The organism is Collimonas sp., assembly GCF_035566375.1.
In the GTDB taxonomy this organism is placed as follows: domain Bacteria; phylum Pseudomonadota; class Gammaproteobacteria; order Burkholderiales; family Burkholderiaceae_D; genus Collimonas.
Genome location: NZ_DATMRK010000052.1, coordinates 12,700 through 27,570 on the forward strand (window position 1 = coordinate 12,700; position 14,871 = coordinate 27,570).

12 protein-coding genes and 1 pseudogene are annotated in these 14,871 nt (G+C 58.2%); 6 read left to right on the plus strand and 7 right to left on the minus strand.

Annotated features, from left to right (window positions below; genetic code table 11):
• Window positions 1–20 precede the first annotated feature (20 nt).
• Entirely contained in the window at window positions 21–1,832 is a 1,812-nt protein-coding gene (locus VNZ60_RS17510; protein ID WP_325661347.1) for an aminopeptidase P family protein, read from the minus strand.
• 228 nt (window positions 1,833–2,060) lie between these two features.
• Here VNZ60_RS17510 and fusA point away from each other — a divergent pair, with 228 nt between their 5' ends.
• The gene (gene fusA, locus VNZ60_RS17515) at window positions 2,061–4,181 is read left to right on the plus strand and encodes an elongation factor G (protein WP_325661349.1); all 2,121 of its coding nucleotides are present in this window, start codon (window positions 2,061–2,063) and stop codon (window positions 4,179–4,181) included.
• Window positions 4,182–4,223: 42 nt separating this feature from the next.
• Here fusA and ribA read toward each other — a convergent pair whose 3' ends face one another.
• Window positions 4,224–4,898, minus strand: coding sequence for a GTP cyclohydrolase II (gene ribA, locus VNZ60_RS17520; RefSeq protein WP_325661351.1), 675 nt, complete (start codon window positions 4,896–4,898; stop codon window positions 4,224–4,226).
• 290 nt (window positions 4,899–5,188) lie between these two features.
• Here ribA and VNZ60_RS17525 point away from each other — a divergent pair, with 290 nt between their 5' ends.
• From VNZ60_RS17525 to VNZ60_RS17540, 4 genes are read left to right on the plus strand one after another with little or no spacing between them, the layout of a single operon-like run.
• Window positions 5,189–5,815: a paraquat-inducible protein A gene (locus VNZ60_RS17525; RefSeq protein ID WP_325661451.1), complete on the plus strand. Its 627-nt coding sequence runs from the start codon at window positions 5,189–5,191 to the stop codon at window positions 5,813–5,815.
• Complete coding sequence (locus tag VNZ60_RS17530) at window positions 5,812–6,546, plus strand: paraquat-inducible protein A (RefSeq protein WP_325661353.1); 735 nt, start codon at window positions 5,812–5,814, stop codon at window positions 6,544–6,546. The genes VNZ60_RS17525 and VNZ60_RS17530 overlap by 4 nt, the downstream gene beginning before the upstream one ends.
• A complete protein-coding gene (locus VNZ60_RS17535) occupies window positions 6,543–8,189 on the plus strand; it encodes a PqiB family protein (RefSeq protein WP_325661355.1) in 1,647 nt (548 codons plus the stop codon). The genes VNZ60_RS17530 and VNZ60_RS17535 overlap by 4 nt, the downstream gene beginning before the upstream one ends.
• Window positions 8,189–8,827, plus strand: a complete 639-nt coding sequence (locus VNZ60_RS17540; protein WP_325661357.1) for a PqiC family protein — start codon at window positions 8,189–8,191, stop codon at window positions 8,825–8,827. The genes VNZ60_RS17535 and VNZ60_RS17540 overlap by 1 nt, the downstream gene beginning before the upstream one ends.
• Window positions 8,828–8,858: 31 nt before the next feature.
• Here VNZ60_RS17540 and VNZ60_RS17545 read toward each other — a convergent pair whose 3' ends face one another.
• The 3 genes from VNZ60_RS17545 to VNZ60_RS17555 form a co-directional block, all read right to left on the minus strand.
• Window positions 8,859–9,593, minus strand: a complete 735-nt coding sequence (locus tag VNZ60_RS17545) for an rRNA pseudouridine synthase (RefSeq protein ID WP_325661358.1) — start codon at window positions 9,591–9,593, stop codon at window positions 8,859–8,861.
• A gap of 85 nt (window positions 9,594–9,678) precedes the next feature.
• Window positions 9,679–9,903: a hypothetical protein gene (locus tag VNZ60_RS17550; protein ID WP_325661360.1), complete on the minus strand. Its 225-nt coding sequence runs from the start codon at window positions 9,901–9,903 to the stop codon at window positions 9,679–9,681.
• 100 nt (window positions 9,904–10,003) lie between these two features.
• Window positions 10,004–11,554: a CYTH and CHAD domain-containing protein gene (locus VNZ60_RS17555; protein ID WP_325661362.1), complete on the minus strand. Its 1,551-nt coding sequence runs from the start codon at window positions 11,552–11,554 to the stop codon at window positions 10,004–10,006.
• Between the two features lie 151 nt (window positions 11,555–11,705).
• Here VNZ60_RS17555 and VNZ60_RS17560 point away from each other — a divergent pair.
• Window positions 11,706–12,434, plus strand: a pseudogene (locus tag VNZ60_RS17560) (YoaK family protein); the annotation flags it as partial.
• Window positions 12,435–12,503: 69 nt separating this feature from the next.
• On the opposite strand, the gene VNZ60_RS17565 reads toward VNZ60_RS17560, so the two are convergent.
• Both VNZ60_RS17565 and VNZ60_RS17570 read right to left on the minus strand, forming a co-directional pair.
• Entirely contained in the window at window positions 12,504–12,935 is a 432-nt protein-coding gene (locus VNZ60_RS17565) for a universal stress protein (protein WP_325661364.1), read from the minus strand.
• Between the two features lie 205 nt (window positions 12,936–13,140).
• Window positions 13,141–14,583, minus strand: coding sequence for an aldehyde dehydrogenase family protein (locus VNZ60_RS17570; protein ID WP_325661366.1), 1,443 nt, complete (start codon window positions 14,581–14,583; stop codon window positions 13,141–13,143).
• Between the last annotated feature and the right edge of the window lie 288 nt (window positions 14,584–14,871).

The window sequence follows — 14,871 nt, forward strand, 5'->3', positions numbered from 1 at the left end:
TTGCCGATTGCTTATTAATTTCACAACGCCTGGGTCCGGCTTTCGAGCCACTGCTTTGCAGCGCCGGTTACGTGCGGCAACAGACGCGCCCTCACCTCGGCATGATAGGCATTGAGCCAGTCGATCTCGTCGCTGCGCAGTAAACTCAGATCCAGGCAGCGCGTATCGATAGGACACAGCGTCAACGTCTCGAAACGCAGATATTCGCCGAACTCGGTAGTCTGCGCCGGCTGGTTCAGCACCAGGTTTTCTATCCGCACACCCCAATGGCCGGGACGGTAAATACCCGGCTCGATCGAGGTAATCATGCCCGGCTCCATCGCCGTGTGCGCTTCCGGCGCGGCACTGCCGGCAATGACTTGCGGGCCTTCGTGCACATTCAGGAAATAACCGACGCCGTGGCCGGTGCCGTGGCCGTAATCGATGCCGGCGGCCCAGATCGGCGCCCGCGCAATCGCGTCCAGCAAGGGTGATTTGACGGCGCGCGGGAACTGCGCCGAAGACAGCGCGATGACCCCTTTCAACACTAGCGTGCAATCGCGTTTTTGCGCGGCCGACGGCTGGCCGATCGGCACCATCCGTGTGATGTCCGTGGTGCCGCCCACATATTGCGCGCCGGAGTCGATCAGCAGCAAACCGTCACCGCTGATGGTGGCGTGCGATTCGGCGCTGGCCTTGTAATGCGGCATGGCGCCATTGGCGTTGAAACCGGCAATGGTTGCAAAACTCGGGCTGACAAAACCCGGGCGGCGCGCCCGGGCGGCGGTGATGTGGGTATCGACCATCAGTTCGGTCACGGTTTCCTGACCCAGAGCTTGCTCCAGCCAAGCGAAGAATTCGCATAAGGCTGCGCCATCTTGCTCCATCGCGGCCCGCACATGCGCTATTTCTTCGATGCTTTTGCGCGACTTGGCAAAGGTGGTCGGATTGATCGCTTCCATCACTTTGACCGTAGCCGGCACCGCTTGCCGCAATCCCAGTGTTACGCGGCGTGGATCGAGCAGCAGCGTGGCGTCGGCAGGCAAGGCAGCCAGCGCTTCGGCGGCTTGTTCATAGGACGCCAGCGTGACGCCATCTTGCGCGAGCAGATCGCGCAAGGCTGACGGCACTTTGCCATCGGCGACGAACAGCGTGGCTTGTTTCGGTCCGATCAGCGCGTGGGCGACAAAAACCGGATTGTAATTAACGTCGGCGCCGCGCAAATTGAACAGATAGGCGATATCGTCCAGGGTGGAAATGAAGTGCCATTGCGCAGCGTGCTGCTGCATGGCCTGACGCAACTGATCCAGCTTGGCGGCACGCGACAACGGCGCATGCGACGCTTCATGCTGATACACCTCAGTCGTAGGCAAGCCCGGGCGCTCGCTCCAGATCTCGCCCAGCACATCGAGATCGGTGCGCAATTTGCTGCCGCCTTTGGCCAGCGCTTGCTCCAGCGCACGAGCGGTGGCCAGGCCCAGCACTGCACCGTCGACCGCCAGCGTCTGGCCGGCCGGCAGATTGGCCGCTAGCCAGTCGAGGTGCAGCAAGCTGCTGCCGGTTGGCGTTTTCATCAACACGATTTCGGTGCCGGCCAGCTCCGCTTCCGCCTGCGACCAATAGCGGCTATCGGCCCACAAGCCGGCGAAATTGGCGGTAACGATCAGATTGGCGACGGAGCCGGTAAATCCCGACAACCATTCGCGCCCTTTCCAGCGTCCCGGCAGGTACTCGGACAAATGCGGATCTGCAGACGGAATCAGGCAGGCGTCGATATTGTGGCGTTGCATGGCGGCGCGCAGCAGTTGGATGCGCGGTGCGGCGGTGTTTTGGGAAAAGGTTCTGGAGTTCATAGAGGGCGCGATGAAATAGACGATTAAGATGGTTGCCAGGGGCTTGCCTGGATGGGCTGAATCACTTACCGTTAAGTCGGCAAGCATACCACCGGGCGGCAAAAAACGCTGCCTCGCATCTGCTGCAACTGACAATCGAAAAAACGGGTAAGCTCACACGTCAAAGGCATTACAAAAACGATTGCAAAAAAAATCTGATCATCATAATTTCTCACAGAGGAAATCGTCATGACTCGCAAAACTCCCATCGAGCGCTATCGCAATATAGGCATCAGCGCCCACATCGACGCCGGCAAGACCACCACCACCGAGCGCATCCTGTTTTATTCCGGTGTCAGCCACAAGATTGGCGAAGTGCACGACGGCACCGCCACCATGGACTGGATGGAACAGGAGCAGGAGCGCGGCATCACGATCACCTCGGCGGCGACCACCTGTTTCTGGCAAGGCATGGCCGGCAACTATCCGATCCACCGGATCAACATCATCGATACCCCAGGCCACGTCGACTTTACGATTGAAGTCGAACGTTCGATGCGGGTGCTGGACGGCGCCTGCATGGTCTATGACGCCGTCGGCGGCGTCCAGCCGCAATCTGAAACCGTCTGGCGCCAGGCCAACAAGTACGGCGTTCCCAGGCTGGCGTTCGTCAACAAGATGGATAGGGTCGGCGCCGATTTCTTCCGTGTGCACCAGCAGATCCGCGACCGGCTCAAGGGTAATCCGGTGCCGGTGCAGATCCCGGTTGGGGCTGAAGACAACTTCCACGGCGTGGTCGATCTGATCAAGATGAAAGCGATCATGTGGGACGACGCCAGCCAGGGCGTCAAATTCGAATACATTGAAATCCCGGCCGCACTGCAAGCCAGCGCCCAGGAGTGGCGTGGCCGCATGATAGAAGCGGCGGCCGACGCCAGCGATAGCATGATGAATAAGTACCTGGAAGGCGCCGATATCAGCGAAGAAGAAATCAAGGCGGCGCTGCGCCAGCGCACCATCGCCGGCCAGATCGTGCCGATGTTATGCGGCAGCGCGTTCAAGAACCGTGGCGTGCAGGCCTTGCTGGACGCTGTCATCGATTTCTTGCCGGCGCCCACCGATATCCCGCCGGTCAAAGGCCACGATGAGGATGATCTGATTGTCGAACGGCGCGCCGCCGACGACGAAAAATTCTCCGCCCTCACCTTTAAGATCATGACCGATCCGTTTGTCGGCCACCTGAGTTATTTCCGGGTCTATTCCGGCGTCCTGATTTCCGGCGACACGGTGTTCAATCCGAATAAAGGTAAAAAGGAAAGAATCGGCCGCGTGCTGCAGATGCACGCCAACCATCGCACCGAAATCAGCGAGGTATATGCCGGCGACATCGCCGCCGCGGTCGGCCTCAAAGAAGCCAGCACCGGCGACACCCTGTGCGATCCGGGCAGCATCATCACCCTGGAAAAAATGATATTCCCGGATACCGTGATCTCGCAGGCGGTGGAGCCGAAGACCAAGGCCGACCAGGAAAAAATGGGGGTTGCCCTCAGCCGCCTGGCCGAGGAAGATCCCTCATTCAACGTCAAAACCGACGAAGAATCAGGCCAGACCATCATCTCCGGCATGGGCGAATTGCATCTGGAAGTGCTGGTGGAACGCATGCGGCGCGAATTCGGCGTCGACGCCTCGGTCGGCAAACCGCAGGTAGCTTTCCGTGAAACCATACGCAAGATCTGCGAATCGAGCGAGGGCAAGTTCATCAAACAATCGGGCGGCCGCGGCCAGTACGGCCATGTGGTGCTGAAAATAGAACCGCAAGCGCCGGGCAAGGGCTTCGAATTCATCGATGCCATCAAGGGCGGCACGGTACCGCGCGAATATATTCCTGCAGTCGAAAAAGGTGTGCGTGAAACCCTGGCAAGCGGGGTCCTGGCGGGCTATCCGGTGGTCGATGTCAAGGTCACGCTGTTCTTCGGCTCCTCGCATGACGTCGATTCCAACGAAAATGCCTATCGCATGGCGGCCTCGATGGCCTTCAAGGATGGCTGCCGCAAAGCCAGCCCGGCCTTGCTGGAACCGATGATGGCGGTGGAAATCGAGACGCCGGAAGAGAAAATGGGCGATGTCATCGGTGATCTGTCATCGCGGCGCGGCATGATCCAGAGCATGGATGATATCCCGGGCGGGGTCGGCAAGATCGTCCGCGGCGAAGTGCCGTTGGCCGAGATGTTCGGGTACTCCACCACGCTGCGCTCACTGACCCAAGGGCGCGCCACTTATACGATGGAGTTCAAGCATTACGCTGAAGCGCCGGCCAACGTGACCGATGCGGTGGTCAACTCCAAGCATGTGGGAAGCGCCAGACGTTGATGTTTGGCGTGGGCCGGGGCAGCAGCAGCGCCGGCCCGCCTTTCACAACTCGTTTTCGTCCAGATCGTGTTCCAGACCGTCAACCGGCAGCAGGTGGCCCAGTTTCACAGCCTTGGTGTCCAGGTAACGAGTGTTGAACGGATTGCGGTTAAGAATCAGCGGGATCCGCTCGACCACGGTAATGCCGATTTTCTGCAAGGCAGCCACCTTGCGCGGGTTGTTGGTCATCAGGCGCAAGGCGGTGATGTCCAGGTGTTCCAGCATGGTTTCGCACAGGCTGTAATCGCGCAAATCGGCGGCAAATCCCAATTGCTGGTTGGCCTCTACCGTATCCGCGCCGCCGTCCTGAATCTGGTAGGCGCGAATCTTGTTGATCAAGCCGATGCCGCGCCCTTCCTGGCGCAGATACAATATGGCGCCGCGCCCCTCGGCGGCGATTTTTTGCAAAGCCCCTTCCAGTTGCGCGCCGCAATCGCAGCGTTGACTGAACAAGGCGTCACCGGTCAGGCATTCGGAATGGACGCGCGCCAACACCGGCTCGCCGTCGTTGACTGCGCCCAAGGTCAGGGCCAGATGCTCTTTGCCAGTGGCGTGGTCGATAAATGCATGCAACTGAAAGGTTGCCCACGGCGTCGGCAGTGCGCAAGAAGCCACATACTCCAGTTTGTGATCGGCTACGACGGCAGGTAAACTGCTTTTGTTATTAGTGGTGCTCATCTGATAAATTTGTGGTGAATAAAAGGCACGGGATTGCATATATAGCGCGCCTGCAACATGCGTTTCGGTTTTAACATTACATAACCTAGCATTGGGTAGGCATCATTTTACGAGTATTCGAAAAAACACGTATAACGCTTATGCAACTGCGTCATGTAACTGTGCTTTACCCTGGTATTTACTCTGGTATTTGCTCTGATATATGGGTAGGGTCAGCGCGATTTCAACTATCTGCCAGCCATGCGGCGGATTATTGTTAGAATCTCATCTTCTCGATTTTTTAAATGCACATGCGCGAAGTCTCCGACCTGATTGCCTGCGAAGGATGCGACGCCCTGTATCGCAAGGTGCAGCTGCGCCGAGGGGAGATCGCCCACTGCCCGCGTTGCGGCACCGAGCTGGAGCGCAACGCCGGCCGCCAGCGTGAGCGGATCCTGCCGCTGACTGTTGCCAGCCTGATCATGTTCATGATTGCCAACAGCTTTCCCATCGTCGAGATCGAACTGCAGGGCTTGAGCAGCCGCACCACCCTGTTCGGCGCCGTATTGTCACTGACCACCGAAGGCATGTCGCTGGTGGCTTTGCTGGTGCTGGCCACCACCATTCTGTTTCCACTGCTGCAATTGCTGTTTCTGTTTTACCTGCTGGTGTCGCTGGCAAAACAGCGCCGGCCGGCCGGTTTCAGCTGGCTGGTGCGGGCCATGCAAAGCATGCGCCCGTGGGGCATGATCGAAGTGTTCCTGCTGGGGGTGCTGGTGGCGGTAGTCAAATTATCGAATATGGCGACCGTGATTCCGGGCGTAGCCCTGTGGGCGTTCGGGGTGCTGACCGTATTGCTGACTGCGGTAGTTTCTTTCGATCCCCGGCATTTCTGGCAAATGGCGTATGCGGAAGCAAACAAGGAAGGTTCCGCATGAGCATCGACGCCAACGCCGGTACCGGCAGCGCGCCCATCGCCGCTGCCGCTGCCGATGAAAACGAGGACCTGGCGGTGCAAACCGCGGCCGGCCTCGGCATGCTGTCCTGCCATCATTGCGGCACCGTCTGGCGCGATGTGCAGGAGCACGAAGACTGCCAGCGTTGCGGCACTACGCTGCACCAGCGCAAGCCGGATAGTATCAAGCGCAGCTGGGCTTTCCTGATCGCTGCCTGCATCATGTACATCCCCGCCAACCTGATGCCGGTGATGATCACAAAAACCCTGCTTGGCGTGCAAGAAGATACGATCATGAGCGGCGTGATCTATTTCTGGGTGTCCGGCGCCTGGGAGTTGGCGGCGATCATCTTCATTGCCAGTTTTCTGGTGCCCTTGTTTAAACTGGCGTCGCTGATCCTGCTGACCTGGACTGCACAAAAACGCAGCCGCTGGCGCAGCCTGCAACGCGCCAAACTGTATCGCCTGGTGGAAATCATCGGCCGCTGGTCGATGCTGGACGTGTTCGTGGTGTCGCTGCTGGCTGGCCTGGTGCAGATTGAAGGATTCGCCAGGATCACCGCCGGCTTCGGCGTGCTGGCGTTTGCCTCGGTGGTGGTATTGACCATGCTGGCCGCGCTCAGCTTCGATCCGCGCCTGAGCTGGGACGGCGGCGAACCAGCATTCGATAAGAATCAAAGCAAGCAAGTGAACAAAAGTGAAAGCGCACAATGAGTGATGAAAACGCCCTGCCCCCAGCTTCACCCCCCGCATTGCCGCCATTACCGGAACCCAAGCTCAGCCGCAAACGCGACTGGCTGCCATCGCTGATATGGCTGATTCCGATTGTCGCCGCGGTGGTCGGCTTGACGCTGGTGGTCAAGATCCTGGCCGAACGCGGGCCATCCATCACCATCTCGTTCCGCACCGCTGAAGGCCTGGAAGCAGGAAAAACCAAGGTCAAATACAAGGATGTCGACATCGGCCTGGTGCATACCATCCGCCTGAGCAAAGACCGTTCGCACATCCTGGCCGATGTGCAACTGTCGAAAGAAGCCGAAAGCTTCACCGCCGCCGATACCCGCTTCTGGGTGGTGCGGCCACGGGTGGCGGCCTCCGGCATATCGGGTTTGGGAACCTTGCTGTCGGGCGCGTATATCGGCGCCGACGCCGGCGCCGCCAAGGATACCAAGGACACGTTTACCGGGCTGGAAGTACAGCCGATTGTCAGCCTGGGCGCCTCTGGCAAGCAATACCTGCTGCATTCCACCGACATCGGCTCGCTGGATATCGGCTCGCCAATCTATTTCCGCCGCATCAAGGTCGGCCAGCTGGCCGCTTTCGATCTGGACCCCGATGGCAAAGGCGTCACGCTGCGGATTTTCATCGATACGCCTTACGACAAATTCATCGGCGTCAACACCCGCTTCTGGCATGCCAGCGGCTTCGATATGCAAATCAACGCCAGCGGCTTCAAGCTGCGCACGCAATCGCTGGCGACCGTGGTTTTGGGCGGTATCGCCTTCCAGTCGCCGGATGACGAGCTGGGCATCACCGCCAAGGAAAACACCACCTTCAACCTGGCGGCAGATGAAGAAGCCGCCTTGAAGGAACCGGACGGCCCGTCGGAAACCGTGGTGCTGTATTTCAACCAGTCGCTGCGCGGCTTGACGCCGGGCACCACCATCGATTTCCGTGGCGTGGTGCTGGGTGAAGTCAAATCGATAGGCATCGAATACGACGCCAAACGCCGCGAATTCAACATGCCGGTCGCGGTGCAGATTTATCCGGAACGGCTGGGGCGCAAGTATGCCGAAGATGAAAAACATTCCAGCTACACCGCCAAGCAGCGCCTGCAATACATGGTCAGCCGCGGCTTGCGGGCGCAACTGCGCACCGGCAACCTGCTGACCGGCCAGTTGTATATCGCGCTCGACTTCTTCCCGAAAGCGCCGCCGGTCACTATCGATACCTCGGCTACCATCATCGAGCTGCCGACCATCCCTAACAGCCTGGATGAAATCCAGTCGCAGATCGCTGAAATCGCCAAGAAGCTGAGCAAGGTGCCGTTCGACCAGATTGCCGCCGATTTGCAAAAGACGCTGGGCACCTTGAACCGCACGCTGCTCAATGCCGAGCAACTGACCAAGAGCCTGAATAACGATGTTGCGCCGGAAATCAAGGCGGCCATGAAAGACGTGCGCACCACCCTGGACAACGCCAACCGCACCCTGTCCGACAATGCGCCGTTGCAACAAGACATCCGCGCAACGCTGCAGGAACTGACGCGCTCGGCAGCTTCGGTGCGGGTCTTGACCGATTACCTGGAACGCCATCCGGAAGCACTGATCCGTGGCAAGCAAGAGGAAAACAAATAATGCATGCGACCACATCGTCAAAATCAACGCGTTTCTGCGGCATCGCCGCTGCACTACTGTTGGCCGGTTGCGCTTCCGCGCCGACACACTTTTATACGCTGTCGGCGCCACTGCCAACGACTAGCGCGCCGGCTGCCCAGGATGCACGGATATTTATTGAAGTAGTGCCGATAGCCATGCCGGAACGCCTGGTGCGGCCGCAACTGGTGGTGAGGAGCGCCGGCAGCGCCTCCAGCGCTCGGGTGGATATTCTGGAACAGGAACGCTGGTCATCGTCGTTCAACAATGAATTACGGGATGCATTGGCCAATGGCATCGCCAATCGCCTGGGCGCTACCGACGTCAGCCGCAATGGCCGGCCGACTGATCAGCCGGTGTATCGGATTGCCATCGAGTTGCGCCAATTTGACGCAGTGCCGGGCCAACAGGTGCAAGCCACCTACGGTTGGACCATCAGCCGCTCCGGCAGCAGCCGCAGCAGTGCTTGCCAGTTAAGCGTCACAGAAGCGGTGGCCCCGGGTATCGATGCGCTGGTGCTCGGCGTGCAACGCACGGTGGCGGATGCGGTCAACGGTATTGCCGCCAATCTCATGGCATTCAAGGCGAATCCTGCGACAGCCGCGGCCTGTCAAGGCTGACAGACGCCCGGGCGCCAACACGGGAACTCGCTCAGAACCGTTCGTAACCCAGCAGATAACGCCATTCGCCGACCGCCAGGCCAGCCATCGGCAGGCGGCCGATACGAATCCGCTTGTTGGCCACCACTTGCAACCCGACTTGATCGCACATATGCACGATCAAGCCGCGCGACGGCGCCTTGAGGGCGAAACGCAGGCGGGTTTCGTTTTGCCAGCTGACCTTGATCGGCGGCAGCGGCTTGCGGTTGAAACTCAAACCGTGATTCAGCAGCTTAAGGCCGTCAGGAATGATGTCGCCAGCGACTTCGACAATAAATTCATGTTCAATCTTGGCAGCGTCGTCAACCAGCTTGCGGGTTACCCGCCAGTCCTGGGTAAACACCAATAAGCCGCTGGCTTGCGTTTCCAACGGTTCGATCAAATTCAGATTGAGCAGATGACGCTTCAGAAAACGCAATTGGGCCCGGTCATCGGCAGCGCGTTTGTCTGGCATGATCAGATGCGAGGCCAGTTCGCTCAACTCCGGGCCAGCGAACAGATCGAGGCCAGCCGGTTTATGGAACAGGATAGTCACCGGATCTTGCGGCTCCAGCGTGGCGCCAGCCATCAATTCGACCTGTTGCTGCGCGCTGATGCGCAAACCCGGTTCCTCCACCACCTCGCCATCGACCTTGACCCAGCCGCCCTCTATATATTGTTCGGCTTCACTGCGGGAGCAGGAAACCAGGTTGGCGAGATGTTTCGCAAGGCGGATTGATTCGGTCATGTATGAAATTCGTAGACGATAAAACTGCGATAAAACCTGCGGGCGGCCATTGTAACCGCCTTAAGCCTGACTTGTTTTGCCTCACTTACTTGCGATACAGTTCAGGGCGCGACTTGTTGCGCTGTTCGTAAATCGTCTTGGCGTCTTCGCGCGCGCGCTCTAACGTACGCATGACAGGATCGTCGTCATGCAAGGTAAAAAAATCCGCAGCTTGCGCGCGCATCACGTATTTGATCGCGGCCTCATCTTTCAGATCGTATAACTCCACCATCAAGGTGGTGACTTCGTCCAGGTATTCTTCGTAGGTCATGATTTCACTCCGGTGATTCTTGCCGCGCTCGCCTTCATCCACGATGTTACAGGAAGAGCGCGGCGAGCGTATTTTGCACCAAATAGGCCTGAGGACCAAACTATCGGGATGAATGTAGCGGCGCAGGCGGCTTTAGTGCGACGAATTTTTGCCAAAGGCGGCTGATTTTAGGTTTGTTGTGTTTTCGGCCAGAATCCAATAGCTTGACAGCCAGGCGGCAAGATTCTGCCAGCTCGGGATGCTGGTCGGCGATCTGCTGCAGCAGCTGAGCGGCCACATTACGATCGTTGGCGACGCCTAAGCCATCTTGCAGATGGCTTAGCGCCGTCACATAAGCATTACTGGAGGCAAGCGGAAAATAGGCAGAAAAAAATTCGCTGGCGTAACGCAGCTTCTTGGCGGCGATTCTTACCTTATGCCGTCTGGCGGCATTCTGCTGTTTGATCCGGTTGCCGCGCTTCAATAGATTTTTCTGCAAACCGTCAAGTTTCTTGACTGCGAATTTCTTCAAGGGCGCGGACAATGCCGCTATCTGCTCTGCATTTAGCTCTTCACGCCAGCGACGTCCCTCGATCCAGCTTCCAAGCAACAATAACAAACGGGTGTAAGCGCGCGAGTTCACCGCAGTCGCGGCGGCATGGCGACGCCTGCCGGCTTCGCTGAGACTAAGCTGGCGCAAGCTATCCAGTTGCCGCTCATCCGGGCAGCGCCGTACGACATCGGCCAGCGTCGCCACCGCCAGTACTTCCCAATCGCGGGCAGGCCCCAGAGTAGCTGCCAGCCAGGCTAGCCGCTCCGATATTTCCGGCGGCGTCGAAATCGTTTTTTTAAACAGGCTCAGCGTGGCGTACAAGCGCCGCAGACCGACTCGCATCTGATGCACGTGTTCCGGATCGGCGCCATGCAGCAGCCCGTCTTCATTGCCTTGTATCTGCGCCAGGCAGTTGCCGAGCAATGCCTGGAATCCTTGCTCCAGCGACAGCTGCGGTGATAACTTGACTGGCTGTGCCTTGGCTACCAGCGGCGCTTGCGGCGCGTACATGGCGTAACCGCGTTCGGCCTTGCTGATGTTGGCGGCGCGTAACGGCAGAGTCTGTTGCAACGCTAGCGCCAGCTCGAACAAACTCGCCGCCGCACCGGATTTAAGCTCCAGCTCGATCTCGCTGATCGGAACGCTCTTGTCGCCGTAACGGATTTCGCCCTGATCCAGGGCCAGCTCTACTTCGTCGCCAGTCTGCGAGCGAAGTAACCAGATGGTGCGGCGGAATTGTGTAGTGAATATCGGCCGCAAACGCTGGGCCAGGCCTGGCGCCGAGAACATGCCGGCCACTCGCGAGCCAGGCTCCAGCAGTTTCCGCAAGGCCGGCAAATCAGGCGCCGCTGCGCTGATATCCGACTCCCACTCTGGCCGCTGATGCAAACCGGCCGCCGCCTGGCCGCCGCTTTTGCAAGTCTGGACCCAGCGCAGCCCTACTTTGCGCACCCGCAAAGCAGTGTGGTTTTGCTGCAGATACAGATCGGACGTATCAAAGTAAATGCTGGTCAACTGCCGCGATTGCGGCTTGCTGATCGCATAGTGTTTTAACAAGGGATGGCGCCGGAAGCTGGCCACGTCGGCTGGATCCAGCAACAGTTTTAATTCGATTTCCATAGCTTCAGCATACTTCTAAACGACGTGTCCGATAAATAATTGTTTTAGTCGATTTTATTGGAAATAAACAATTTTTACGATTTTTTAATCTACGCAATCAGATGCGGCAGCGTAATATCGTATGCTCGTATGGCCGAAAGAAATGCAATAGATGCCTATCCCCTATTTGAGAAAATTGACTGGCAAAGAGCGCAGCCAGCAGGCAAACCGCCATCTGGCCTTTTTCCTGTCTTTCATCGCAGGCGCGATCAATGCCGGCGGCTTTCTGGCGGTTGGGCAATACACTTCTCACATGTCCGGCATCGTTTCGTCGATGGCAGACAATCTTGCGCTCGGATCGCTAGGGCTGATGCTGGCCGGCCTGGCTTGCCTGCTGTCGTTCCTGGCCGGCGCGATGACTTCGGCGCTGCTGATCAACTGGGGACGGCGGCAAAATCTGCACGCGGAATTTGCCTTGCCATTGATGCTGGAGGCGGCTCTGCTGCTGGTGTTTGGTCTGCTGGGCGGCAATCTGGAAGGTCACAAATGGCTGTTCGTGCCGATGACCGTGATACTGCTGTGCTACATCATGGGCTTGCAAAACGCCATCATCACCAAGATCTCCAAAGCTGAAATCCGCACCACCCATATTACCGGCATGGTCACCGACATCGGCATTGAACTCGGCAAGCTGGTCTATTGGAATCGGCTGGAAGCACAGCACCGGCAGCCAGACGTGATCGCCGACCGCGACAAATTACGGCTGCTGAGCACTCTGGTTACGCTGTTTTTCAGCGGCGGCCTGATCGGCGCGATGGGCTTCAAACATATAGGCTTCATCGCCACTGCTTTTCTTGCAGCCACCTTGATGTGCCTGGCGATCGTGCCTATCGTCGATGATTTCCTGAAATTCCGACGTAAAACTTGAAGCGCTTCAGTTACAGGTCCGGCAAACGGAAACAATCGCTATTCAAGGACGAACAGCAACCAGAATACTGGCTTTCACCCGCTCGATCAGCAACGCATCCATGGAACCCCGCCACCAGCGCATGGCAAATGTCTTGCGGCGTGAATGGCCGACGATAATCAGGTCGATCCCCAATACATCCGCCAGCACACCGATGACGTCGACCGGCTCGCCCATTTGCAGATGAGGCACCACGTTCAGTCCAGCCGCCGCCATCAGCGCCCGCCCCCGCGCCAGTTCCTGCTCCATGACTTGGCGCTTGCAGGCGAACTCAATCTCAGGCGCGTAGCCGCCCGCCATGCCATGCGGAGAAAGCTGAATCACCGCCAGCAGATGGATCTCCGTCGAAGCAGGCGGGTTAAGCTGAATACATTCGTGCAGAGCGGATTCACTCTCCGGCGTACCGTCGTAGGCGACCATGATTTTCTTGTACACGATAAACTCCTGCCAGGATTCACCACCTATTGCCATCGTATTCGATGAGATCGAGCGATACAGGTATTGTGCGCTCTTTTCGATGCAAGGGATTACCGTTGCCCGGCCTAAAGTGCGGCTTTAGAAGCGAATGCTTCCCTGGCAGTCGATTGTGCCGCAGCCATCGATTCACCACCGACGCCCGCTATCAGCGAACGGCAAAACTTCATACCGTCTTGATGAACAGGGCAATCAGTTTGCGCGTCAAACCGGTATAGGGTGGGAAGAACATTTTGGCCAGCATGATGCGATTGCGCACCACCGCCCTCTCATGCGAAAACGCCAGGAAGCCGTGATGGCCGTGAGCGCTGCCGATGCCGGAATTGTTAACCCCTCCGAACGGCAGATTGCCGTGCAAAAACTGCACCACGCAATGATTGATGCAAGCGCCGCCCGAGCTGGTCTGCTGCATCACCTTGGCGATATTTTCCTGCTTGCGGCTCCATACATACAGAGCTAGCGGCTTAGGCTCGGCATTGATGCGCGCAATCACCGTATCCAGCTGCTCATAGCTGATAATCGGCAGCAGCGGCCCGAAAATTTCTTCGTGCATGATGCTGGCGTCGTCCGGAATGCTGTCCAACAGGGTTGGCGCGATGTAACGCTGGGCCTCATCGACCACACCGCCGGTGACGATTCGCGCACCGCGCGCCGTGGCGTCATCCAGCAGGGTTTTGACGCGCGCGGTATGGCGCTGATTGACGATACGCGCCAGGCTGCTGCTATCGATTTGCTGCGGCCCCTTGCCATAGGCGCTCTCCAGCGCCGCCACACAGTGCCCCAGAAAAGCCTCTTTGACGCTGGCGTGGACATAGATGTGATCCGGGGCAATGCAGGTCTGGCCATTGTTGGTGAACTTGGCCCACAGGATATTTTGCGCCGCAGCTTGCAGATCCGCCGTCTCGTCGACAATGGTTGGCGATTTGCCGCCCAGCTCCAGCGTGACGCTGGTCAGATGCCTGGCCGCCGCAGCCATGACGATTTTGCCGACAGCCGGCGAACCGGTGAAGAAGATGTGATCGAAAGGCAGGTCAAGCAGCGCCTGCGCGACCGGCGCATCGCCCTCGAACATCGCCACTTCATCTTCGCCAAATGCCGAACGGATGATTTTGCCGATCACGGCTGAAGCATGCGGCGTCATTTCCGACGGCTTGATGATCACCGTATTGCCCGCCGCCAGTGCCGACACCAGCGGCCCCAGGCTCAGGTTCACCGGATAATTCCACGGCGCCACGATCAGCACGCGACCCTTCGGCTCGTACTGGGTATAAGCCGAAGTGCCGATCATCATGCGCGAAGGCCAGACTTTTTTCGGTTTCATCCAGCCGCCCAGCTTGCGGATGGCGTCGTTGGCTTCGGCGATCACCGGCAGAATTTCGGTCAGTTCAACTTCGGCGGCAGGTTTGCCGAAATCGGCGAAACCGGCGGCAATCACCTCATCCCTATGGGCCAGCAGCGCAATCTTCAATTTCCTGATTTTCAGCAGACGCTCGGCTTTGCTTGATTGCCGCAAGCGCAGAGCCGTGGCTCTCTGAGCATCGAATACGCGCTGGATTTCCTGGCGTGTCTGATTGAATTCGGTGTCGGCTGGAGTCGTCAACGTGTTCATGGCTGGCCTTTGGCAATTGCATTTATGTTCGGCAATTAAAGCACATCGCGCATGGTGCAGGACCGGGTTTTAGTCGAGGGCTTCTTCAATTTCGCCGTGATCATTCTCTTGCCCGAGCTCAAGCCCTGGTTTGCTGCAAGCGCTGCCGCAATTGCCTGTGGCAAGCATTGACGAGACCTTGTTCTTCATCGATCAACAACGCCTGATGGGCCGAGGCATAGGTTATATCGATACGCATCTGCTCGCCAGCTCAGCCATCCATGTTGTTCGTTTGTGGACCCGAGACAA